Origin of the sequence: Legionella gresilensis, assembly GCF_900639865.1 — a bacterium.
GTDB classification, from domain to species: domain Bacteria; phylum Pseudomonadota; class Gammaproteobacteria; order Legionellales; family Legionellaceae; genus Legionella_C; species Legionella_C gresilensis.
Genome location: NZ_CAAAHX010000019.1, coordinates 3,294 through 26,305 on the forward strand (window position 1 = coordinate 3,294; position 23,012 = coordinate 26,305).

Genomic DNA, 23,012 nt, shown 5'->3' on the forward strand with positions numbered 1-23,012 from the left:
TTTTGCGCTTCTACACCATGGAAGCACTTCATAAAGCACGCTACACCAAAAAAGTTAAAGATATGCGGGTCTTTCTGGGTCTCCAAGATTACTGGCTTAAAGAATCTTCACGGTTTAAGGCGCTTTTTCAGCAAACGATGTTAGAAAATCCTCAATATGATTATGCGGTGACTCATCCAACATCCAATCTGGGCGCTAAAATCACTGATGAAGTACGTGAGTCTCAAACTATCGCGATTATAAACCGCTTATCCAAATCGCATGGTCTATTGTTCTTCTACCGCGGCAAAAGTCCCTATGACTTAAAACAAATACCTATTATTGCTGATTTTTGCAGGCGTTTTAAACTTTCAATGATAGCTGTTAGTGTCGATGGCGAAGTTTCTGCTGAGTTGATGAATTCCCAAAGAGACCGGGGTCAGGCCAACCAGCTGGGGGTGCGTTATTTTCCAGCGCTACTGTTGGTAAATCCTCGAAACTCCCGTGTTTCGCCCATCGCTTATGGCTTAACCACACAAGATGTCTTGATGGAGCGCATAAAACAAGTGGCCAACCAATTTAAAGGAGAAGAATAAGATGATTCGTTTAAGACTCATCGTATTGTTATTTTGGGGAGCTTGCCTAAGCGTTTATGCAGGGCAAGCACAATGGTTAACACAAATGATTCATGAGCATGAAGACGTTATGCAAACTAAGCGTATTGGAGATTATGAGAAAAAGGAAAAAGGCTTTTTTAGCAATCATGGCTTGATTCTCTTTTATGGTAGTCTTTGCCCGCACTGCAGGCAGTTCGCGCCCATCCTAAAACGCTGGGCTGACCATCATCAAGCAGAAGTACTCCCTCTGGCTTTTGATAATCAACCGTTGCCTGAATTCCCAACATTCTTACCGGCGTCTACCGAATGGACTAATGCCGCTTTTGGCGGTAATGCCATTCATTATCCTGCCCTTTTTCTAGTTAACTCTAAAACAAATGTGCTGTATCCAGTAGGGTTTGGTTCAATGACAGACGATGAACTGAATGGCCGCATGGTGGCGCTTATCACTAAAATTAAAGCGTATGAAAACAAGGGAAAAGTGCAATGAAAAAACGTTTTTTAGTGCTTAGTTTGTTTGGCTTTTTCTCTACGGCTTTTGCGAATGTGAGTCAAGATTTAGATAATTTTTTTAATGGAATGGGATATGCGTCTAATGTGACATCCCCTGCCGCCTTTGAATCTCAAGCCGCAGGTTTCTTTGGCGGTGGATCGTTGTATTCCCGCAATCAGGTGCGTCAATATCAATTGGTGCAGCTAGATTTACCCAGCTATCGCGCGGGCTGCGGAGGTATCGATTTATTTACCGGCAGCATGAGCTTTTTAAGCGAGCAAAAGCTTGTTGATTTAGGAAAATCAGTGATGACTAATGCGGGTGCTTATGCGGTAGATGTCATGCTTGCCTCCACGGTGCCGGAATTAAAACAAGTTCGGGATTATTTACAACAACTTGAGCAAATGGCCAATCAGGCTAGCATTAATTCATGCCAACTTTCGCAAAATATGGTAGGTGGCATCTGGCCAAAAACCGCAGAAAGCCAGCAAAAAATCTGTAAAGACCAGGCAGCCATGGGGAAAGAAGGCTTATTTAGTGATTACGTCAAAGCACGGATGGCGTGTTCTGGCAATGGTTTTGATACTGTGATGGATAAAGCATCTAAAGACCCCGAGCGTAAAAAACAAGTAGTTTTAAACAAAAATCTGGTGTGGTCACTCTTGCAAGCTAAATCATTCTTAAATAGTGATCGAGAACTAGCTGAGATGGTCATGAGCTTAACAGGAACATTGATTATCGACAAGGAAGGTAAAGTGATCAATGTTCCATCTCTCGCGGGTAACGCTGATTTAATCAATGCCTTGATTGGTACTCAAAATGGTGTTCAAACAGCAAAGATATGGCGCTGTAAAGATGCAGGTAGTAATAGCCAGTGCCTGCAAGTCAGTCTTCAAGATATCAATATTCCTGAGACTTCCGCGCTCACTTACAGGGTTCGCGACATTATTCGTACCATAAACACTAAACTGGTTAATGATGAAAAACCAGGCAATCGTGAGCTTAATTTTTTAAGCATGACCTCCTTGCCGGTCATGAAATTTTTATCCGTATTAAATAGCATGCACTATGGAAGAAGTGCGGTAGACATTGAAGAATATTCAATGCTCATTGCCCAAGATTTGTTAACCAATTACCTCACTGAATTACTGCGTGAGGTCAGTGCGGCTACGGCCGGGTCTGAGTTAAATACCGATTTGGTCAAAGAAATTCAACAGCGCATTAATGAGGCAACCACGCGCGTGGCGTCACTTGATCCCAAGGTGGGTCACAAACTGCAAGAAAAACTCACATTAATTGAGCGCATGGCACACATTGAAAAACAAGTTGCTTCTCAAATGAATAGTACAGCTGGTTAAGGAGTAAAACGCAATGATAACGATTCATGTGTTAGCGGGAGGCGAGCTATTCCAACACGTGCTCAATGCCATTAGCGCCTTCATGAAGCAAGATAGCTTTTTGGGGTTGCTGCGCATTACAGCCTTGATGGGCATTGTGATGGCCACCGTTGGGTTTCTTAAAACCCGAGACCCCATGGCGTTTGCTCGTTGGTTTTTGGGCTATGTGCTCTTTGTTAATCTAGTGTTACTACCAAAGACGTCTGTACTTATTGATGATATCTCGTCACAAACCCCAAAGCTTGTGGGAAATGTTCCTGTGGTGTTTGCGTTGAGTAGCAGTTTAGTTACCACCATCGGTTATGGCTTAGCGCAAGCTTATGATGCTTTACTGTCAATGCCTGATGATTTGCAATATACCAAGACCGGGGCTTTGTTTGGTTCACGCTTAATTTCTGCGTCCACGTCTTTTCGTATTAAAGACCCCGTGCTTAAAGAAGAAATGAATGAGTACTTTCGCGTTTGTGTCGTAGGCGATATTCGAATTAATCGTAAATACAGTGTAGGTGATTTAGCGCATTCTACCGACATCTGGAAATTGATTACGGCAAAGGCCTCGCCCCTTCGCATGATTTCTGNACAAGTTGCTTCTCAAATGAATAGTACAGCTGGTTAAGGAGTAAAACGCAATGATAACGATTCATGTGTTAGCGGGAGGCGAGCTATTCCAACACGTGCTCAATGCCATTAGCGCCTTCATGAAGCAAGATAGCTTTTTGGGGTTGCTGCGCATTACAGCCTTGATGGGCATTGTGATGGCCACCGTTGGGTTTCTTAAAACCCGAGACCCCATGGCGTTTGCTCGTTGGTTTTTGGGCTATGTGCTCTTTGTTAATCTAGTGTTACTACCAAAGACGTCTGTACTTATTGATGATATCTCGTCACAAACCCCAAAGCTTGTGGGCAATGTACCGGTGGTGTTTGCGCTAAGCGCAAGTTTAGTCACCACGATTGGATATGGAATGGCCCAAGTGTATGATGCGCTTTTAACGATGCCTAATGATTTGCAATATACAAAGACTGGTGCTTTGTTTGGTTCACGTTTAATTTCCGCCGCCACGTCTTTTCGTATTAAAGACCCCGTGCTTAAAGAAGAAATGAATGAGTACTTTCGCGTTTGTGTCGTAGGCGATATTCGAATTAATCGTAAATACAGTGTAGGTGATTTAGCGCATTCTACCGACATCTGGAAATTGATTACGGCAAAGGCCTCGCCCCTTCGCATGATTTCTGTGAGTGGTAAGCAGGTGACTTGCCTTGATGCCTCCAAACCTAGCGGGCCTTACAGTCTTCGCAAAAAGCTCGATGCTGAGATTAAAAAGGCTTATACCTTTTTCGGCGTGAATTTATTTGGTAAACCAAAGCACACGACTTATGAAGCACTCTTTAGCACCCATCTCAAATCAGCTTTTGACTATTATCAGGGTTTAACGGATACGGCAGGTAACATCTTTTTACAAAGCATGATGATAAATGCTATGAGCGATGGGGTAGCGCATTATCAGGCGTTTACCGACGCCACTGCTGGAATTGTAAATCAGCAATTTACCAAATCCCAAGTTCAACACCGCTGGAGTTGGGAAGTACTAGGGCAAAAAGCGCTTTGGATTTTACCAATTACCCATACCTGTCTTACGCTTTTATTGTTTGGTGTTTTTCCTTTAATTATTGCGTTAACCACGCTACCAGGCGGCATAAAAATTCTTTATGGCTACCTGCAGTTTTTTATGTCTTTGCAATTCTGGCCTGTGCTTTTTGCAATTTTAAATGCTGGTATGACGATTTATGGGGCAACATCGTCTGGTGAGTATGGTCAATTTACGATGGTCAATCTTGATAAAATCGATGAGCTACATGCCGATGTTTCAGGCGCCTGCGGGTATTTGATGATGCTCATTCCCTTCTTATCGCATGGGTTGGTGTCTAATTTGGGGGGTGCATTTAGCAATTTAGCAACGAGTATGATGAGCCATATGCAAGGTTCTAGCATGTCGGTGGCAGGGGAGGCTGCTAGTGGTTCCTTTGGCCTTGGTCAAACCAGTTTTTATAACACGACTGCCAATAATTTTTCAGCGAACAAACATGATTCCAATTGGACGCACATGTATGGCATGCATACCGAGCAATTGGGTAGTGGGGTATTAAAAACTATTACAGGCGGTGGTGATGCTGTTTTTGATATTAGTCCCGGCATGACTAAAAGTCATATTCATATTGCCGACTCTAAAGCATTAACAGGCTCATTGAACCAGGCGTATGAGCAATCAACTCAGGCAGCTGCCAATGAGGGTAAAGCCTATCAATCCGCTTTAAGTAATTTTGCTCATCGCGCACTAGCTCTGTCTCAATTATCTGGGCACGATATGCGTCTTGGCGATGGAGTTAGTTCTTCTGATTCAGCTCAATATTCCAGTGCGCTTTCTAAGATGTCACGGATTGCCGAGGATGTTGCCCATCGTAACGGCATAAGCAAAGAAGATGCTTTTGCCGCCATGACCAGTGGTGGTCATGGTATTTCAGGTGGCATTGACCTTCAAAAAAGTATTGCTGGAAAAATCTTTGGCGTTAAAGGGGGCGCGGATACGCATCTTAACTACAATCGCAGTTCAACTCATGCTTATCGAGCACAAGAGGGCTATGACAAGGTCGTTTCTGCACAGGAGGCCGAAGATTTTAATAAAGCAAGCCAGTATGTTTCACAGTTTACTAAAACCCATCATTTTGATGACTCTCATTCAGAAGCTGCCTCGCTATCCAATCAAATAGGTGTTGATATAAGAGAGGCTGAAAATAGAAGTCATAACTATGATGTATCTCATACTCGCGCCATGCGAATTGCAGAGGCTAAAAACTATGTGGAATCAAAATCTGAGCAAATTATGGCTGATCTTAATCAAGCGTTTCCATCTTTTGTTGCATTGAAGGTGGGTAAATCTCATCGCGATGCATTATTTGCGCGCCCTGGAGATATGAGTTCAATACGGGAATTAGAAGGATTAGCGAGTGCTTTTGTTAACTCAAAGCGCGATCAATTAATTGCAGAATATAGCCCGAATGAATCGTCTTCTTCAATGGATACCTTCTATGAAAATGAAAGCCAATCTTTAAACCAGAAGAGCAATCACATTGAAACGAATTATCAGAAAAGTAATGATGCGTTAACCCATAGTGCTAAAACACGAGATGTTGGTTTTGCTGATGACAGGAAAACCAACTTAGTGAATCAGGTGGGCAAACAAGTCAATAAGATTCATAAACACCATCAAATCAACGTAGAGCCAAGTAAGCCTGAGCATATTTTGAAAGCTAAAGCTGAGCAAATAAACGAATACAAAGAAAAAGAGCCCGATTGGAAATATGATGCTACAACCGGAGTGATTCCAGGGCATGCCGTGGATAAAGGGAAAGAGGCGATAAATGAGTTTTTTAAAGGAGATAAATGACATGATGAGCGATTTAAAAAAGGCACTAGTCATGGATTTAGAGGCGCTAAAACGTCTGGATTTAAGCATTATTCCTGCAGGCGCGTACTATAAACGCTTGTTTGGCGGCTGGCTCTTTTTATTTGCGCTACTTCTTGCCATTCAAACTGCAGCCTGTTTTTTTGCCATCGCGATACAGGCTTGGGATTATGCACCTCATACTGATCGATGGGAAAAATCCAATATGGAACATGAGAATAGGAAAGATTCCATTCGTCATAGCCTATCTAGTCTTTATTATCTGGGAGAGAAGTTTCCTGAGGCTAGTGAAGAAGAGCTTAAAATGATTCAAAAAGAAAAAGAGCGCAGATGGCAAGAAGGTTTTCTTAAACGTAAGAAAGAACGTGAATTTAAATACAAAGAGGCACGCTTAGATGAGCATGCTTTGCTAACAGCAAAAATGGTGTTTGGTGTGTTTTTTTCATCCTTGCTGATATCGCTCTTTGGTCTGGGATTTATAAAAAACTATATCATTTTCAAACTTCAAATCAGCCCAAAGCTTCAAACAGGCGCCTACCTTATTCAAAAAGCAAAATGGGCTTTTACAGGATTTTTTTTAATTTTTGGCGTGTTTACATTTATTTTTATCCCTCTCTTTGAACAGGATGTCGTCTTTTTCTCAGCTATTCCTTGCTTGATCATAGCGGCTATTGCAACCAGCATAGCTGTTAATATGGAGATAAGCCGCATTGGGGTAAGTGTGTTATCAAGAGCCATTTCCAAGTTCTTTCATAAAGAGAAAGAGGGCGTCTGATGAGCAACGAGCCTAATTTCAAACACTATACGCGTGGTGGCCAAATCAGTTTCCATAACCTTCGCATGTGGGATCAAATCACCAAAACGTTAAGTGTCATTTGTCTTTTTATGTGGGTGATTTTTACGGTACTTTTTGTTTGGTTTATTATTCCTCTGGAGAGGATAACGCATGCAGTCGCATTTTATGGGGCACAATTTTTAGATTTTCTAGGCCAAAAGCATACCTTTGAATTATCATTTCATGGTAAAGCTTACCAGCAAACAGTTAATTCTATTCTGCACTATGCTTACTACCAGGATAATGCAATCCACGTGATTCATAGTCTTGGTAAGTCTGCTTTCTGGGCATTTTGTCTCTCATTAACTCTAGGGCTAGGTTTGGCTTTTTATTTTATCAAACGGGGAAAAACACAAAGCGCGTGTCAATTTGTTCGTGGCAGTCAGCTTAAAAATTCCAATGAAGTAAAAAAGAAAATCCTGCATGATAAAGCGCATTCAGATATTACGATTGATGGATTTCCCTTTATTAAAGACAGTGAAGTTCAGCATGTACTGGTACATGGCACCGTAGGCACTGGAAAAAGCCAGCTCATCATGAAAATTATGGATTGCCTTCGTAAACGAGGCGATCGGGTGATAGTCTATGATAAGGGTTGTTCGTTTATTCCTAATTATTATCAACAAGATTCAGATGTCATTCTAAATCCATTCGATAAGCGTTGTGCCAATTGGGATATGTGGTTAGAAGCGCCTAGAGATTCTGATTTTGAAAACATGGCCGAAAGCGCAATCCCCATGCATGGTGAATCAGATCCTTTTTGGGTCAATGCGTCGCGAACCGTTTTTTCATGCTTAGGTTCAGTGATGCGAAATCATTCAGATTGCTCGCTTGAAAAATTATTAAAATTGATTTTAACCGATGAATTTTCAACGCTAGAAGAGTATCTACAAGGAACCCCAGCAGCCACCCTTGTCAGTAGTAAAATTGAAAAAACAGCAATTTCGATTCGTGCAACGCTTACAACCTACTTAAAGTCCTTTTCGGCACTGGCAGAACTTAATCAAGAGGGGAAACCACCTTTCTCTATTCGGGATTACATTCTTGATGAACAACAAAAAGGCTGGCTTTTTATTTCATCCAATGGTGAGATGCATAAAACACTTAAACCTCTTATTTCGATGTGGTTAGCCCAAGCATCACTTGCCCTTTTGAGTTTAACGCCTGATAGAAACAGGCGTGTATGGTTTATCTGTGATGAATTACCAAGCCTTCATAAATTGCCTCTGCTTGGTGAAACGATTGCCGAGGTACGCAAGTTTGGCGGTTGCTTTCTTTTAGGCATGCAAAGCTTTTCACAACTTACCAAAGTTTATGGGCAGGCAGGTGCTAAAGAAATTTTCGATTTATTAAATACTCGTTTTTTCTTTCGCAGCCCCAGCGCAGATATGGCGCGTCTTGTGGCACTTGAGCTCGGTGAAGAAGAAATCGAAGAATCACGCGAAAACTATTCTTATGGTGCTAATAGCATTAGGGATGGCATTTCGCTTGGAAGCCAGCGTGTTACCCGCCCAATTGTATCCTATCCGCAAATTATGGAACTTAAAGACCTACACTGCTTCGTACGTTTACCAGGACACTATCCCATTACGGAACTATCACTTGATTTAGGATTTAGAGTAACAAAAGAGAATGGTTTTATTGAACGCAGTATGCCAACAGCCTTTAATTTCTCTCAATCCTCATTTGAGGGTAATTTAGAGCCCGGAACAGGCGGCTATAAGATGAGCAAAATACTAACAAAAAACAAAATCAATGCCGAGTATCAAAACATCGAGGAACTTAATCTTGAGCCCTTATAGAATTTTACATCAAGAGGTAAGCTTCAGATGGCTCAGTTATCATACCCCGTTCTAAATCTTTATTGGATAGGCAGAAAGACAGGGTTTCACTTAGCTTTTGGATGGGAATATCTTTTCTTGCTCGGCTTTCGTTAATTTGCTCCATGAACGCATTAAAGCTTCTCCGGCGGCCAACTTCACTTTTATCTCTTTAGAAGGCGCTGTTAAATAATGAAGTGTTAATCCACTGACAACACCACCTAATAATGCCGCAGCAAAAAACAATCCTGCACGCCAAAATCTTGAGCGCTCAAGGTGCGCACGGTGATTGGATAAATCTGTACTTAACTGGCACAAAGCGTTAATACCATGGTTAATGGGTTCATAAGCCATATCTCTTACTTCTTGGGCTATGGTTTGAGCGCTTTCTCGAATTGATTGCTTTAATTCGGTTTTAACCCGGTCAACAATTGCTTGCTTGCATGATTTCTCAAACGACTCAAACTGCTTAAGATGCTGCTCAAATTGTTTGACAGAATGCGCCATTTGACCTGAAGCAAGCGTAATGATTTCACGTTCTTCATTCAGTTGCCCATAAAGCCCTTTTAGTAACATGACCACTGATTTAAGGTGTTGCATCGTTTCATGGAAATCACTTTCCATGGGGTTTGAAGCGGTCTTGGATAATTCAGGCGTGTGTAGCACTTCCTCGTCATCTCTGTCTAACATGGGTCACCTTTTATAGCTCTAATTCTTTATCAATCGTTTTTATGCGCACGCGTTGTTGAACATGGTTTTTAATAAATTGTTCTGCCTGCTTGGCAAGTTCAGGATAGTCCTTTTTAAATGCATTCATAACGTGCGAATCAAGGGGTAGTTTATCAATTAAATTAATTAATTCTGTATTTTGTTGTGAGGTAAGCTGATTGTGTGCAAGCGCTTTGCTGTACGGCGAGAGCAATCCTGCTAATGATTTGGCGCAGGATTCTGCGTTTGAAAGCAGGCTATTGGCAATGTGACGTGCAATATCTGGATTTTCTTTGGTGAACTGACGCTCAAACGCATCGAGTTTTTGATTGTCCAATTGAATATTTCTTCCCATTAGCTCATTCATTAGAGATTCAAGTGAGCGTTCTGATTTTCTCCATGGTTCATCCAACGATGGCGAGGTTATAGGTATTTTTTCACTGGCAAGCCCACGTTGCCTTGCAAATTCACGTGTTATTTGAGTGTAATCAAGCGTTACATCTTTGGCACGGTTGCGATTAAGCGCATGAGCTAATGCCTTATCTTGGCCAAACAGGTCACGACTGACAAACAGTTCACAGCTTTTACGGTGACGGGTCATCGCGACATACGTTGAGTGGGCATCATAATGGGTTGTTGGCAACACATAGGCTCTGTCAACCGTCACACCCTGGGCTTTATACACAGTGGCTGCATAACCATGCTCCATGTGCTTGTAGTCATGGGTATTTACGTTAACGCGTTGAGGCGTCTTTTTTAAATCATCGCAGTCTAGTACCACGGTGATAATACCCGATTTGGCCTCAATACCTTCAATGGTGCCTAACGTGCCATTAATGACGCCTAGGCTATCTTCTCTTTTTAAGAAATAAACGCGATCATTGACTGCAAATGCGCGTTCTCCACGCGCCATGTTAAAGACAATGTCTGTGCCCAATTCACCGTCGCGGCGCATAATTGAGCGCGCCATGTCGTTGAGCTCTTTTACATCTTTTCGGGTATAGGCAAGCATAATCTGAGACTCGGAAGGGGATACAATGCGTACATCATTCCACTGCTCAATTAAGGCGTGTTTTGCCTCACTCGTTGTTTTAAACCGATGGATATGGTCATGGCTATCGTAGGCATAAAGCGCTTTATCAACTTCACCTCGTGCTAAATGAAGGGATGCATCCACTTGCCAAGGCGTTGTTTGGCGTCTGATTTGGTTGAGTTCAATATATTGATAGTTTTCTGCAATAGAGCGAAAAGCCGCCCCCGCTTCAATGGCTTGCAGCTGTTGCCAATCACCAACTAATACTAATTTTGCACCAACATTTTGGGTTTCACGCGTTAAGCGCGCCATCGTGCGCGAACCGAGCATGCCTGCTTCATCCACCACTAAAATATCGCGTGCATTAAGTGTGAGCATGCCTTTATCTAAACGGTAAAAAAGGCTTGCAATCGTTCGAGACTCAATCCCTGAGCTATCCTTTAAATTAAGCGCTGCAATCCCCGAAAGAGCAACCCCTTGTACGCGATACCCTGATTGCTCCCAAGCCTCACGAGCAGCACCTAAAAGGTAGCTTTTCCCGGTCCCTGCATAACCTAAAAGCGATTTTAAATCACCTGATGAAGTCACATACTCAAGTGCCATGTCCTGTTCTTGGGATAACGTGCGGTTGGATTTGGCAGCGCGTATGGCCTTATCCGTGATTTCATGGCCCATTTGATGATGAAGTTTATCGGCATGATGCATCATGGATGATTCAATAGCCAACATCTCGCATGATGAAAAGCGCTCTTTTCCTTGAGAGTCAATCCCCAAAAAAGCCAGGTCAGCAGAGGACTTAACACGCTCAAAGACTAAATTAAATTGGTTGGCATCTTCTGTGTGGCGGTTAATAAAACGGGCTAAATCTTGAAGAGTGAATGTGGATTGGTTTCGAGTAATTGCATCGAGAGCAATGTCAGGCCGTTCAAAAATCAGCTGGCCATTTTCACGCGCAATGCGTTGATGATCTGCTAAGCGAGCCATACGTTGCACTGCAGCTTTTGAGCCAATTTTGTATTGGGGTTCTAATGCAATCCCTTGGGCTTGATAGCTGCGATGATCAACCCGTTGGTCGATGCCATGCAAGGCCAAATGACGATTTTCCAAATTAGCCCATTCTTCACGCCAGTGCTCTAAGAGTGCCTTATCATTCCAGCTTCTTTCTTTAAGACCAAATCCCTCAGCATGAGCTTGCCGCAAACTTAAAAGAATATGGGCATGAGGTTGAGTAAGTCCCGAATCATCTTTAGGGTTATGAAAACACACATCAGCCACCATGCCGCGGGCGACAAATTCGGTGTTAACAAACTCACGCACTAATTCAATATTCTGCTTGATGCTTAATTCACGAGGAAGAGCAAGTTGCACCTCCCGGGCAAGTTGGGCATCCTTACGCTTTTCACCAAGCTCAACTGCGTTCCATAATTTTGAACGATCACTCATCCAACCAGAGGCGTTGGCAGGCAAGAAAATTTCTTTATAAACGACATCATTTTTATCGGTAAAATCGTAGATCACGCCCGTTCGCTCATCAACCAGATTTTCTCCAGAACGGTATGCGCTAGCGGCAACAATGCTTCGTCCTTGCGAGCGTGAAATGATTTGAGCACTGAAGCGATAGATGGCCATGTCCTTGTACCGAGTGAGTATTTTAGTAAGCATTGTTCTTATTAAGTTTTTTGAGAATATCAAAGCGCATGTTGCAAAGCAACGTATAAGCGCGCACTTCATTCGCTGGCGCGTATTTTAAGGTCGAAAGACATCATAATATTTTTTTATTTTTTATCATCTCTTGAAACTTAGTGTAAATCTCGTAGAATCTTTTTATGGATTCCTACTAATGCCCAATGATGAGCGATAAACACTCACGGCTTGAGATACTCAAGAAAAAACAAGAACAGTTAAGAGTACAAATACAGAAACTGGAATCACTCGAAAAGTCACGGGAGCGAAAACGGGATACTCGACGAAAAATTCTCATTGGCTCTTATTTCATTGATAAGGCTATTCAGGAAGGAACGTTGTTTGATCTCTATCAACAAATGGATAATTACATCAAACGAAATACCGATAGGGAATTATTTCATTTAGAGCCGCTTAAAGAAGAACAACGTGTTTCAGAAAGAGAAGAATTGAAATTACAGTAAACTTAAGGACTGAGGATGAAATGGATTAATTGTTTGTTTAAACCGCTTATATGGCTTTATAGCAAAACCAATTCAGTCGATGAAGAATTCTATTATTCGAATGCAGCTAAAAAAGACGAGATCCGAATCAATCCAGCAACTGGTCTTCCCATGCGAGGCGCTTTTGATGCGTCAGGTAATACCCTAGGCACCAGCTCATCTGATTGGAGTAATGACTACAGTCGAAGTCACGCCTCATTCTCGTTTTAATTCATTTAATAATCGATTTTAAATATATTAATGATGATTATAACGCTTTCTTAATTAACTTATTAGATAGCCTTGTTAAGCTTTTGTTAGACTATAAACATAAGGTTTGCCTAAGCTATTATTCATTATACTATTGTCATTGATGACCCACCAATTCAATTTCTGTATAACAACCAGTATATGTTATCAAAGTTACGCTTTATTGTTTTTAAGAATCGCATTACTTATGGTGGGTTCTACCCACTGCAAATAATGTGAAACGGGGGTATGGGGATCTCCCCATAAAACGTTACAGGTTAAATAGAGTGAGAAGGGTAAGCCACCGAATAGTTTGTACCCTTCTTTTAGACCATCAATAATCAAAAATTTAATTTAATATGGAAAAAATTTTTTCTATACATTTATCATTGTATGCTTCTTTAAGTAAATCGTCCCAGTTATTGGGAGGTTTTCCTTTTTTTAACATTCTTTCAAATACTGAATACGCATCAGTTTTTTTATTGTAAGCCCGTTTAGTATTCTCATCATTAACCCAGGCATAGATTATGATTTTTTTCTCTAGGCTAAATCTAAAAAATAATCTGTATTGCTGAAAAAATTTAGCGCGGAACCAATGTTTATTTTGATTACCCAACGTCTCGCCTAGCCGATATATAGAGGCGCTAGGATCGGTTGGGATTTTTTTAAAAGCTAACTCGGCAATAGCAGCTAATAGTTTTGCTTTATTTTTCAAATGAAATGTTGATGGCTCTTTTTCTTTTATTTTCTCTACGTCCTTTATCAAACTATTAATCTGCTCCATAAATATCGGATGTACCAAAATAATCCACCCATTGATAATAAGAGGTTCTATCATTTAGATTTACTCTGGGTGTGTTCTGGCTCTTCTACTTCTTCAGGTAAAGCTTCTTCTAAATCAAATTCAACATCTGCCACTAGAGATTCAATTTGACTTAATAAAGACTGATTGATGGGCTTTAAACGTTGCGGATTATGTTTCATATCTTCAGCAAGAAAGGCTAAGAAACGATCTATCACAGGATCATGGTTATTATCGTTTATCTTTGAGATAACTACATTTCCATTGGGTTGAACAGTATATAATATTTTATCTCGTTTATTTAAATGTAGGGCTTTTCTGACAGCGTCAGGAATAGTAGTTTGATAACGATCGGTTAGAGTGGATTCAGTTTGTAATACATTAGCCATTGAAGTTCCCAAACTAACTTTATACTTGATATAATGGTAATGCAATTGCATTACTTTGTCAAGGTTAAAACTTAATAATTAATGATTTGGTCAAAGACGGGGTATCGACCCCATTCGTGTCAAAATTTACGGTTTGACGCTTAAATTTGATCTGAAACCGTAAATTCTCCCACGTCCTCTATTTCAGGTGAAACAATAGTAGCATTCGTAAAATAGGTTCCCATCGTAATCAAATGCTTGTGTAGTAAAAGTGATATGTGAGTTAAAGTATTATCACTTATAACTTCGCCATGGTTTTTAAGCTGGGCAATGATTTTTGTCATCTTCACTGTATTCCAATACAATACAGCGTTCGATACTAGACTTAAGCAGCTTGCTTTATTCATGATTTCTTCGTAGTCACCAACTTGAAATTTTCCTTGGTTTGCAAAGAAAATGCAGCGTGCTAATTGATGGCGATGTTCCCCTTTGTTTAATTGGCGCTGTACTTTATCTCTCAGGCCACTGTCGGAGATGTATTGTAAAATATATTCTGTTTTAAGTATGCGGCCTAATTGTGTAAACGCTTTTGATAGTTTGTCAGATGGTGAGCCTTTCGATAACCGTCTAATAATTTCATGAGCAGGACTTAGCTTCTTTTTTAAAGAGGCTGCCACTCGTACCATTTGGTCAAACTGCTCTATCACTGGCTCAATAGGAGCAGTTTTCGTTAGTAGTGCATCTAATTCACCATAAGCAATTTCTTTATCAATACGATAAAGTTGCTGAGATTTTAGATCTTTAATTCTTGGCATAAATCGAATACCTAGTAAATAACATAGTGCAAACACGTGCTCAGTGAAGCCTTCTGTATCCGTAGTATGTTCTTTAATGGCGAGGATTGTGTTGTTATCTAACAAACCATCAATGACATAAAGCGATTCACGTGGTGCGCATGAAATAGCTTGCGTATTAAGTACTGATAGCTGATTTGACGTATGCGTGTAGATGCCAATCATTTTATCGTAGTATCCCGCGTATCTTGGATAGTATGACGATAGTAGGCTACTTGCAGTAATAATAAAGCGTTGACCATCTGAGGATGACATTTTACCATCACCGTAGTTTTGGCTTAAATCTAATTGAGTATGTTGATTCACCAATTCTGCATTAGCAGCTTTAATTGTTTCTTCCCGAATGCAGGTATCGGTCACATGACGCATCATCTTTGCGGTAATATCTGGTGTGCAATTCTCCATGGTTACAAGGCCAATATTAGTAGCTTGTGCCAGAATGCTAGCAATCAAGGTTTTATAAAAATTCTGTGGCCTCCCTTTTTGTCCATGAATTGGGGTAAAATGTTTAGTAAATCCAGTTAGGTTATCAACTTCAATTAACAGTTGCTCTATTTTTATTTTCGGCATGTATGAATTGATCAGTGCTTGTAATCGCTCTGCATCATCGGGAATAGCAATTTTGTCTTTTCTTTTTAGAAATAGCTTGGCGTTTTTAATGCCAGCAAAATCATCGTTTTTAAAGCGGTTGACAGCAACCATAGCTGAACGATGAAAGTTCTCAACAATTTTGCCTACTGCAAGCTTTGCATCTTGTGTAATCTCTAGTGCTTGATAACTGTTTTCTTTTTCTTGCTGCCACTCACAATCTTGATAGATTAAGTTCCAGAAAGAAGCATATTTATTACTATGCTCGACGTATAAATCACCCGATCGAAAACCATCCTTAATAGCAATAGCAAGTCCCATTTCCCAAAGATTGCGTTTAATTTCTCCATTTTTCTCTCGCATGGCAATGGTTAACTGCCCATCCATAAATCTGGTGTCCATGTCATTGGGTATCTTAGTCATTTCTTGCTTATCGAGTTTGCGGACCAACTCAATTGATTGATGTAATGAAGAGCTACCCCTTTCAATCAAAAAAGGCAATTGAATAAAATTAGCAAAATAACGACGCATACTGCTATAACGGTTTTGAATGAGCTTAGCATAACCAAAACGGCTCAACACCTGGTATTCGTGCATATCATTTCTAGCCCGCTGTAGGTCAGACTTTTGGGTTGAACGCGAATAAAGATCGCCAACTAATAAGTTGTAATCATCTTCTTGAGCCAAAATAAAGTCAATAAATCGCTCGATCTTATCAATAGCTCGCTCATTTTTATGCTTATAAAGCTTCAAATTTTTAAGATGGGTGTTTCGGCACTCACGGCATATATTGGAAATGTATTGATCGTGTAATTGGATAAGGTAATCCATAAGGACTTTTTTTGATTCTACCAAAAATAAAACCATCAATGCATAACGCTTTGGTGGTTTAAAGCGCTTTATCTTGTAAGCATCATAATGCTTGGCAAGTTGATAAAAGTGTTTAGCAAGATCCTGCTCTATTGTGCTAGTATCGACTACAGATAAATCTATCTTTTCAAGCTTTTGATAGCGTTCGAAATAGTCTTGCAGCACTGAAATACTACTGGAGCTTGGATATTCTTTAAATTTTTGAAACCACGTAATGTCTTCATTAGGAATAATCTCAAGCGTCTCGTCAATCGCATGGATTAATACTTCAGATAGCTGCTGATAAATTTGAGCAAATACTTTCTCTTGATGCTGCGAGCAAAAAGAATTAATTTCACGTTTCAAATAATACAGCGTTGGCAAAACAACTTTGCTAGCAATTAAAAAAGCTTCGGCCTCTGGGACTAGTTTTTCTGGAATCAGCATTCCAGTCTGCATTTTTTGTTTTAACCAGTTATAAAAGATAGGTTTGGTATCATTGAAAAGCTTGAAATTTAAATGCGAAAAAATTGATTTCTTGTAGTCAGTTCTAGTGGCATCGCGCCTGGGCAAATTGACGGTGCCTACAATGTCTAACCTTAATAATTTACAAGCATGCCCAATAATACGCGTATCAAGCGTGTTAGGATTATCTAGTAATTGGCCAAATAATCTCAAGGCACAAACTTGTAGAAAAACCCATAATTGATACTGTTTCTTGAATTTTTTAATGAAACTCGCATCCTCTGTATTTAAAGACCAATCGCGAATAATTTCATCTTCAGAAAGATTTGACTGCTGTTTCATTAATAAATTAGTCTTGTTTTCTTAAATATTGGTATAACGTTTCTCGACTAATGCCTAAATCGGATGCAATATGGCTTTTCTTATCACCATTAGCAACGCGAATTTTAATTTCGTCAATTTGTTCTTTTGAAAGCGCCGCTTTACGTCCTTTGTAGGTACCACGTTTTTTAGCAAGAGCAATGCCTTCCATTTGGCGCTCTTTAATGAGCGAGCGCTCAAATTCAGCAAAGGCGCCCATAACAGATAACAGTAACGTTGACATAGGTGAATCTTCGCCCGTAAAGGTTAACCCCTCTTTCAAAAACTCGATTTTAATTTGTTGGGAAGTTAAATGAGTCACTAACCTACGTAAGTCATCTAAATTACGTGCTAGACGATCCATGCTATGCACAACAATAACATCACCATCACGAGCATAATCAAGCAAGGCTTCAAGTTGGGGCCGGGCAGTATTTTTTCCAGATGCTTTATCAATAAATTTTTTATGTACGCTTACGCCTTCGAGTTGCCTTTCTGGATTTTGATCAAAACTGCTGACTCGAATATAACCTATTTTTTTTCCTGACATTATTTTATCCATTTAAATACAAAAGTGTCAGGTTGAAGTTTAAGAGGTTAATATTAATGTGTCAATTAAATTAATTATTAACCCTAAATTGACATATAAAGTTATTTATATCTGACGTCAGTTTAGAGTACACTTCAACCTGACAATTAAACTTATTAGAGTAAGAGCAAATGATTGATCATGTTTTGATATATGTAAGCGACTTAGTAGAAAGTAAGAATTTTTATGAAAAAGCGTTTACTGCTTTTGGTTATCGCATTGCTTTTGGGGAACAGGGAAAATTCTGGTCATTTGATATCGGCAATGGCGCTCTTTTTGAAATTGCTCAACATCAAAACCAAGATAAAATAACACCTTGCCACATTGCGTTTCGTGCAAAGAATAAAGATCAAGTTAAAGAGTTTTATATATCAGCCATTGAAGCTGGTGGTCAATGTAATGGTGAACCAGGACTCAGGCCTCACTATACTCAAAACTATTACGCTGCTTTTATAATTGACCCGAGTGGGCATAATATTGAGGCAGTCTTTGACTCTAAACCGTAAATTTTGACACGAATGGGGTCGATACCCCTATTAGTACTTTCAATAAGGCCACGTTTACGTAGTAAAATCTTATCCATAAGGGGCATAAGCTTATTTTTCATTCGCTTTCTAATCCCTGTAATCAATTGCAATCCTCTATCGAGTAGAGTCTGGTTGAGCTTTTGATCAATATACCCTTTGTCAGCAAATAGCTTTCCAATCATATCACGTGTCATCTGCTCTACTGGTTTTCGGTCATCACAATTACCTGGGGTTAGTTTGCAAGCACATAATTGTCCCTGACTATTAGAGATAAGATGCAGTTTAAATCCATAAAACCACCCTTTAGTCGTTTTTCCAAGCTTTGCAAACTCTCGAAAAACAGCGTGGCTGGATGTCCTTTTGTTATGGCAAACAGCAATAGCGGTTGAATCAATAAAGCCAAGGCCATCAAAAGGCACGCATAGGCTTTGTAAAAAAGCACATAAAGGAACAAACATCCTTGGCAGTCTTGCTATAAATCGCGTATACGATAGCGCTTTAGGAAAAGCTTTTCTTAAATGCCCTTGTAAAACTTCTCTATGATAATAGTGCTTGAAATCTCGATAACCGGATGTTTGAAATAATAGATAAATGGTTAGGAATTCACTTTCACTTAAGTTGCCTGACCGTTTACGTTGACGCTTGCCATCAGCTAAAAGCATCTTTTCCCACAAAGGTATAAATGCTTGACAAAAATCATCGACAAGACAGAATATTTCCTCTAAATTCATTGTAGGCCTCCAGATCATTTTTATTGTTTCCGCAACGAATTTGATCATAGGGAGGCCTTTTTTTCAATTACTCCTTAAGCAGAATTCGCGTTTTATAAAAGTGCTAAAATAACTATTTAAATTTTAGGGTATCTAATTTCATGTTAGATAAAGCTCTTGGGGTGGTTAAATGGTTTAAGGAGGATGAAGGATTTGGCTTTATTGAAAGTCGTGCCAAGATTATTTTGTTCATGTTAGCGCAATTTCAAACAACTGGTTTTAAAAGCTTAACTGAAGGTGAGCGGGTTAGCTTTATCATTGGCCAAGGAAGAAAAGGCTTGCAAGTTGAGGTGATTTAATTTTAAACCTCCACTTATCTAATTTGCCAATACCAAATTTAGCACATTAACTTTTTAAACCTACTTAAATAATCAAGTTTAAAAATAAACTAAACTGAATATAACCTTGCCTCAATCTAAAAAGCAGAATTGATCAATATGACATCTCTATTTATTTTTACCATAAACCAATAAGAATGAATGGTGCCTTTCGTAATGAAGTTTGTTGTTACAGCTAACGATGTTTGATAGGATTATTTCATCCTAAAGCAACGGAATGTTACATTAATGTTTAAGCCAATACTAAGCGTTTTACTTATTGCCATAAGCCCACTTTCATGGTCTGTCGATAAAAATGACACCAATCCAATCACTGTTTTTATAGCAAAAAAAATTATTACTATGGACCCTGCGTGGCCCACGGCAACAGCCGTGGCTGTTAAAGATGGTAAGATTTTATCTGTTGGATCATTAGACGATCTAAAACCATGGTTAACGACTTATCCTTATAAACTTGATAAAACATTTGAACAAAAAATTTTGCTGCCGGGCTTTATTGAGCCTCATGGTCACCCCTTAATTGGCGGTACAGCCATGTCGCGCCCCTTGCTCACTTACCTACCTACACCTAATCCTTATGGGCCACCTTTTCCTGGCGTAAAAACCAAAGCGCAAGCAATGGACAGATTAAAAAAATATGTAGCAGACCATAAAGACCCTAACAAACCTCTTTTAGTATGGGGTTATGACATCATTGCTATGGGAAGCTCATTAGATGCGAATGAATTAGACAAGGTGTCGCCTACGCTTCCGCTTATTGTATGGGACGCTTCAGAACATATTGCTTTTGCTAATACAGCGGCTCTCAACGCTTTTCACATCACCAGCAACGATAGGCAAATTGATGGGCTTAAATTAACTAAAAAGGGTCAACCTAACGGCCAGTTTTATGGCGTTACCGCAGCTACCTTTATTCTAAAAAAAGTCTTTGCTGCAACAACAACACCAGAAGATGCCTATAAAAATGTGAAGTTCTTAATGGATTTAAGTCATCGTAATGGCATTACCACCACTACTGAATTAACCTTTGGTATCATCGATTTTCAATTGGAGCATGCGCTTTATAATAAGTATTTTAATAATCCCAAAACGCCCATGCGTTTAGTGGCTATTACCGATGCAGTAAGTGCCAGTCGGGATAAAAAAGACCAAGCTGTTGATTTTGTAAAAAGCTTACAAAAAGAAAGTACGGATAAATTAATGTTTAAGGGCGTTAAGTTTTTTTCTGATGATGCCTTTGTAAGTTTGAATATGGTAGTAGAAAATCCGGGCTACATCGATGGGCATCAAGGTCAATACATCACCCCGCCTAATCAGCTTGCTGCGGTTATTTCTCCATGGTGGGATGCAGGATTCAATATTCATGTTCATTCCAATGGCAATGGTGGAAACGCTTCTACCATTCGTGCCCTTGCCGAGCTTATGCAACGAAAACCGCGGTTTGACCATCGCTTTTCTGTAGAACACTATGGCATCTCAACCCCCGCTATGGCTAAAACCCTTAAACAATTAGGCGGCGTTGTGAGTGTCAATCCTAGTTATTTGTATGCTCGCGCTGAAATAAATGAAGCAAAAATTGGGACTGAGCGCGCTGATACCGCAGCCGCTTTTCATACGCTGGTGAGCGCAGGGGTACCCACTTCTCTCCACTCCGATACCCCTGTTTCCTCCCCTGAACCTCTTAAAGAAGTTTGGATGGTTGTTAATCGGTTTGGTCTTTCAGGAAAAGTCCACGGACCGGCTGAACGCGTAAGCCTGAATCAGGCTTTACGTATGATTACCATCGATGCAGCGTATACCTTAGGCGTGGATGATAAAATTGGCAGTATTACGCCTGGTAAATGGGCCGATTTTGCAGTCCTTGATAACGATCCTTATACAACACCGCCCACTGATTTAAAAGACATTCCGGTGTGGGGAACGGTTGTTAGCGGAAAGATTTATGCTGCTAATGATTACCGCTATTAAAGGTTAAATAGTAATTACAAAAATGGCACTAATGTCATTTAAATTAACTTTTGGCTTTTAAAACATCGCTTTAAAACCTAACACGGGGCCTTTAATAGCCATGTCCCAAAGGTAATAGTTTAGTTTATGTCCGGTGGAAAAGTATTGATGTAAATAACGATACCCCACATATAAGGTTACATTATTAAATAATAATGGGTTGACTGGTTGATAACCTAAGTAAGCTTGTGCATCATAACTATGATGGGAATGAACTTTACCTGCATCAGCCTCGGCAATAAAATGAATCCGAGGTTTTAGAGGAACTGTTACTCGCGCACCAACGATTGGATCGGTCCATAATTTATTATCTTTAAAAGCAAAATGACCAAGTGTGACGTTAGTATCATTAAAGGTAGCTCTTGCGCCAGCTAATAACTCTAAAGTGAGGTCAGGACTTGGCGTATCAAAAACCGGTTTTAAGAAAAAAGTATAAGACAATCCGCCACTAACAATACCAAAATTATTACGTGCTCTAACACGTATCTTATGAAAGTCATGATTATCTTTATGAAAATCGTGACTATCTTCCAAAACAGAGTATAAGGCATTACCAAATAAACCCCATCTATTTTGATGCACATTCACAAAAAGCATGCCCCCACCTTCAAAATGCTTCATCAAGTCAAAAAATGACTGCGAAATAGAAACTCTTTTAGGACCCACCTGAACGGTGCCTTGCATGCTGGTAGCCCAAAGGTAGGGTGCTACATCCACTTGCACAGTATCCAAAGCAGAAGCAAAGGACATAGTAGTTGTCATTATTAACGCCAATAAACTTCTGCAAAAGCAATTTAAATTCATTAACCTCATCCTTTAGTTTGTTAATTTATTAATTATTTTCATGGCATACATGAGCATTTACCGTGATTTAGGTAACGACTATCTCTATTAAAAATAGCTTTTTATAACCAATAACTAGGTATTAGAATAAGCGTTTAAATATAAAATATAAATAAACAGTGTGTTCGAAACAGTTGATTAAATAGTTTTAACAAAAAGCAATTAATAAGTAAGTCAATTACAGTATCATACATCCCTGATAATCAATAAAATCAGTTCTTTAACACGTTAGAGCCACAGGTCATTGAGATTGGCATTATTATTAAGCTACCTAAGCCTATTGAGCAAATGGCGGCTCATTTTAATCAGTTAATCGCAACGCTTATGCCAGAAAAAGAAAATATTCAAACACGTTATCATATTAGTTTGTTCCAAGGTCGGTTTCTATTAAGTGCGGTTGACGAGCTACTCTTTAAGATTAAGCACATTTTAGAAAACTTTAATTTTTTAGACATTGCAATGAAAGAAGAACTTAAAGCTACAAAAAGACATGTGTTTTGGGAGATCCAACCAAGTAGCGCATTGCAATTATTACATCATAATATTGTTAAGGTGTGCTTACCTTACCGGCAAGGGATGTTGCAGCAATTTAAAGACCGATACCCTACTATGTCGTTAGAGGAGCAACAACAATTAGATAAATTTGGCGTCATAAGTGCAGAAGATAAATTTAATCCCCACATCACTCTTTTTTATCATTCAAATGGCGATAAACGAGTCAATGAGTTAGTTAATCAGCCTTTAGACCACAAAGACTGTTTAAAGCTACAACCCTATCATCAACCGAGTAGTCCTAGGACAACTAGGTTATTATGGCCAAGTTATTAAAATCATGAGCGATATTTCTAGAGAAAATTACCAATTAGACCATACCCGGTTAGTTTAAATAGGTACG

Annotated in this window: 21 protein-coding genes; 13 read left to right on the forward strand and 8 right to left on the reverse strand. The window is 39.7% G+C overall.

The genetic code is table 11. The features are described from left to right. From traF to traD, 7 genes are all read left to right on the forward strand, one after another. A partial coding sequence (gene traF, locus E1P04_RS15840) for a type-F conjugative transfer system pilin assembly protein TraF (protein ID WP_131783880.1) occupies positions 1–575 on the forward strand: 575 nt, incomplete at its 5' end. A gap of 1 nt (position 576) precedes the next feature. Next, the gene (trbB, locus tag E1P04_RS15845) at positions 577–1,086 is read left to right on the forward strand and encodes a type-F conjugative transfer system pilin assembly thiol-disulfide isomerase TrbB (RefSeq protein ID WP_131783864.1); all 510 of its coding nucleotides are present in this window, start codon (positions 577–579) and stop codon (positions 1,084–1,086) included. Continuing rightward, entirely contained in the window at positions 1,083–2,447 is a 1,365-nt protein-coding gene (locus tag E1P04_RS15850) for a conjugal transfer protein TraH (protein ID WP_131783865.1), read from the forward strand. The genes trbB and E1P04_RS15850 overlap by 4 nt, the downstream gene beginning before the upstream one ends. A 13-nt stretch (positions 2,448–2,460) precedes the next feature. Then, positions 2,461–3,102: a conjugal transfer protein TraG N-terminal domain-containing protein gene (locus E1P04_RS15855; RefSeq protein WP_242604494.1), complete on the forward strand. Its 642-nt coding sequence runs from the start codon at positions 2,461–2,463 to the stop codon at positions 3,100–3,102. A gap of 13 nt (positions 3,103–3,115) precedes the next feature. Next, positions 3,116–5,929, forward strand: coding sequence for a conjugal transfer mating-pair stabilization protein TraG (gene traG / locus E1P04_RS15860; protein ID WP_131783866.1), 2,814 nt, complete (start codon positions 3,116–3,118; stop codon positions 5,927–5,929). Then, on the forward strand, positions 5,904–6,722 hold the full coding sequence (locus E1P04_RS15865; RefSeq protein WP_242604495.1) for a hypothetical protein: 819 nt from the start codon (positions 5,904–5,906) through the stop codon (positions 6,720–6,722). The genes traG and E1P04_RS15865 overlap by 26 nt, the downstream gene beginning before the upstream one ends. Next, positions 6,722–8,584 carry a type IV conjugative transfer system coupling protein TraD gene (gene traD / locus E1P04_RS15870; protein WP_131783867.1) on the forward strand — a complete coding sequence of 621 codons (1,863 nt, stop codon included), beginning with the start codon at positions 6,722–6,724 and terminating at the stop codon, positions 8,582–8,584. Before E1P04_RS15865 ends, traD begins: the two co-directional genes overlap by 1 nt. 90 nt (positions 8,585–8,674) lie before the next feature. Here the strand turns inward: traD and E1P04_RS15875 are convergent, their stop codons facing one another. Further along, entirely contained in the window at positions 8,675–9,292 is a 618-nt protein-coding gene (locus E1P04_RS15875) for a hypothetical protein (protein ID WP_131783868.1), read from the reverse strand. Between the two features lie 10 nt (positions 9,293–9,302). After that, positions 9,303–11,972 (reverse strand): Ti-type conjugative transfer relaxase TraA, encoded by a 2,670-nt coding sequence (traA, locus tag E1P04_RS15880; RefSeq protein ID WP_131783869.1) that lies wholly within the window; start codon positions 11,970–11,972, stop codon positions 9,303–9,305. A 218-nt stretch (positions 11,973–12,190) separates the two neighbouring features. On the opposite strand from traA, the gene E1P04_RS15885 reads away from it, so the two are divergent. Both E1P04_RS15885 and E1P04_RS15890 read left to right on the forward strand, forming a co-directional pair. Beyond that, positions 12,191–12,490 (forward strand): mobilization protein, encoded by a 300-nt coding sequence (locus tag E1P04_RS15885; protein ID WP_242604496.1) that lies wholly within the window; start codon positions 12,191–12,193, stop codon positions 12,488–12,490. A gap of 15 nt (positions 12,491–12,505) precedes the next feature. Next, the gene (locus E1P04_RS15890) at positions 12,506–12,739 is read left to right on the forward strand and encodes a hypothetical protein (RefSeq protein WP_131783870.1); all 234 of its coding nucleotides are present in this window, start codon (positions 12,506–12,508) and stop codon (positions 12,737–12,739) included. A gap of 367 nt (positions 12,740–13,106) precedes the next feature. Here E1P04_RS15890 and E1P04_RS15895 read toward each other — a convergent pair whose 3' ends face one another. From E1P04_RS15895 to E1P04_RS15910, 4 genes are all read right to left on the reverse strand, one after another. Further along, the gene (locus tag E1P04_RS15895) at positions 13,107–13,595 is read right to left on the reverse strand and encodes a type II toxin-antitoxin system YhaV family toxin (RefSeq protein ID WP_131783871.1); all 489 of its coding nucleotides are present in this window, start codon (positions 13,593–13,595) and stop codon (positions 13,107–13,109) included. Continuing rightward, the gene (locus E1P04_RS15900; protein ID WP_131783872.1) at positions 13,592–13,948 is read right to left on the reverse strand and encodes a type II toxin-antitoxin system PrlF family antitoxin; all 357 of its coding nucleotides are present in this window, start codon (positions 13,946–13,948) and stop codon (positions 13,592–13,594) included. The genes E1P04_RS15895 and E1P04_RS15900 overlap by 4 nt, the downstream gene beginning before the upstream one ends. Before the next feature lie 140 nt (positions 13,949–14,088). Further along, complete coding sequence (locus E1P04_RS15905; RefSeq protein ID WP_131783873.1) at positions 14,089–17,025, reverse strand: Tn3 family transposase; 2,937 nt, start codon at positions 17,023–17,025, stop codon at positions 14,089–14,091. Positions 17,026–17,032: 7 nt separating this feature from the next. After that, positions 17,033–17,593 (reverse strand): recombinase family protein, encoded by a 561-nt coding sequence (locus E1P04_RS15910; protein WP_131783874.1) that lies wholly within the window; start codon positions 17,591–17,593, stop codon positions 17,033–17,035. Positions 17,594–17,763: 170 nt separating this feature from the next. Between E1P04_RS15910 and E1P04_RS15915 the strand changes: the two genes are divergently transcribed. After that, positions 17,764–18,138, forward strand: a complete 375-nt coding sequence (locus E1P04_RS15915; RefSeq protein WP_131783875.1) for a VOC family protein — start codon at positions 17,764–17,766, stop codon at positions 18,136–18,138. Here the strand turns inward: E1P04_RS15915 and E1P04_RS15920 are convergent. Beyond that, complete coding sequence (locus E1P04_RS15920) at positions 18,072–18,890, reverse strand: IS982 family transposase (RefSeq protein WP_165482824.1); 819 nt, start codon at positions 18,888–18,890, stop codon at positions 18,072–18,074. The two genes, E1P04_RS15915 and E1P04_RS15920, sit on opposite strands and share 67 nt — an antisense overlap. 140 nt (positions 18,891–19,030) lie before the next feature. Between E1P04_RS15920 and E1P04_RS15925 the strand changes: the two genes are divergently transcribed. Both E1P04_RS15925 and E1P04_RS15930 read left to right on the forward strand, forming a co-directional pair. Beyond that, positions 19,031–19,228 carry a cold shock domain-containing protein gene (locus E1P04_RS15925; protein ID WP_115332882.1) on the forward strand — a complete coding sequence of 66 codons (198 nt, stop codon included), beginning with the start codon at positions 19,031–19,033 and terminating at the stop codon, positions 19,226–19,228. A gap of 267 nt (positions 19,229–19,495) precedes the next feature. Further along, complete coding sequence (locus E1P04_RS15930) at positions 19,496–21,235, forward strand: amidohydrolase (RefSeq protein WP_207386050.1); 1,740 nt, start codon at positions 19,496–19,498, stop codon at positions 21,233–21,235. Between the two features lie 57 nt (positions 21,236–21,292). Here E1P04_RS15930 and E1P04_RS15935 read toward each other — a convergent pair whose 3' ends face one another. Next, positions 21,293–22,036, reverse strand: a complete 744-nt coding sequence (locus E1P04_RS15935; RefSeq protein ID WP_131740714.1) for a hypothetical protein — start codon at positions 22,034–22,036, stop codon at positions 21,293–21,295. 369 nt (positions 22,037–22,405) lie between these two features. Here E1P04_RS15935 and E1P04_RS15940 point away from each other — a divergent pair, with 369 nt between their 5' ends. Beyond that, entirely contained in the window at positions 22,406–22,945 is a 540-nt protein-coding gene (locus E1P04_RS15940; RefSeq protein ID WP_115332884.1) for a hypothetical protein, read from the forward strand. Positions 22,946–23,012 lie beyond the last annotated feature (67 nt).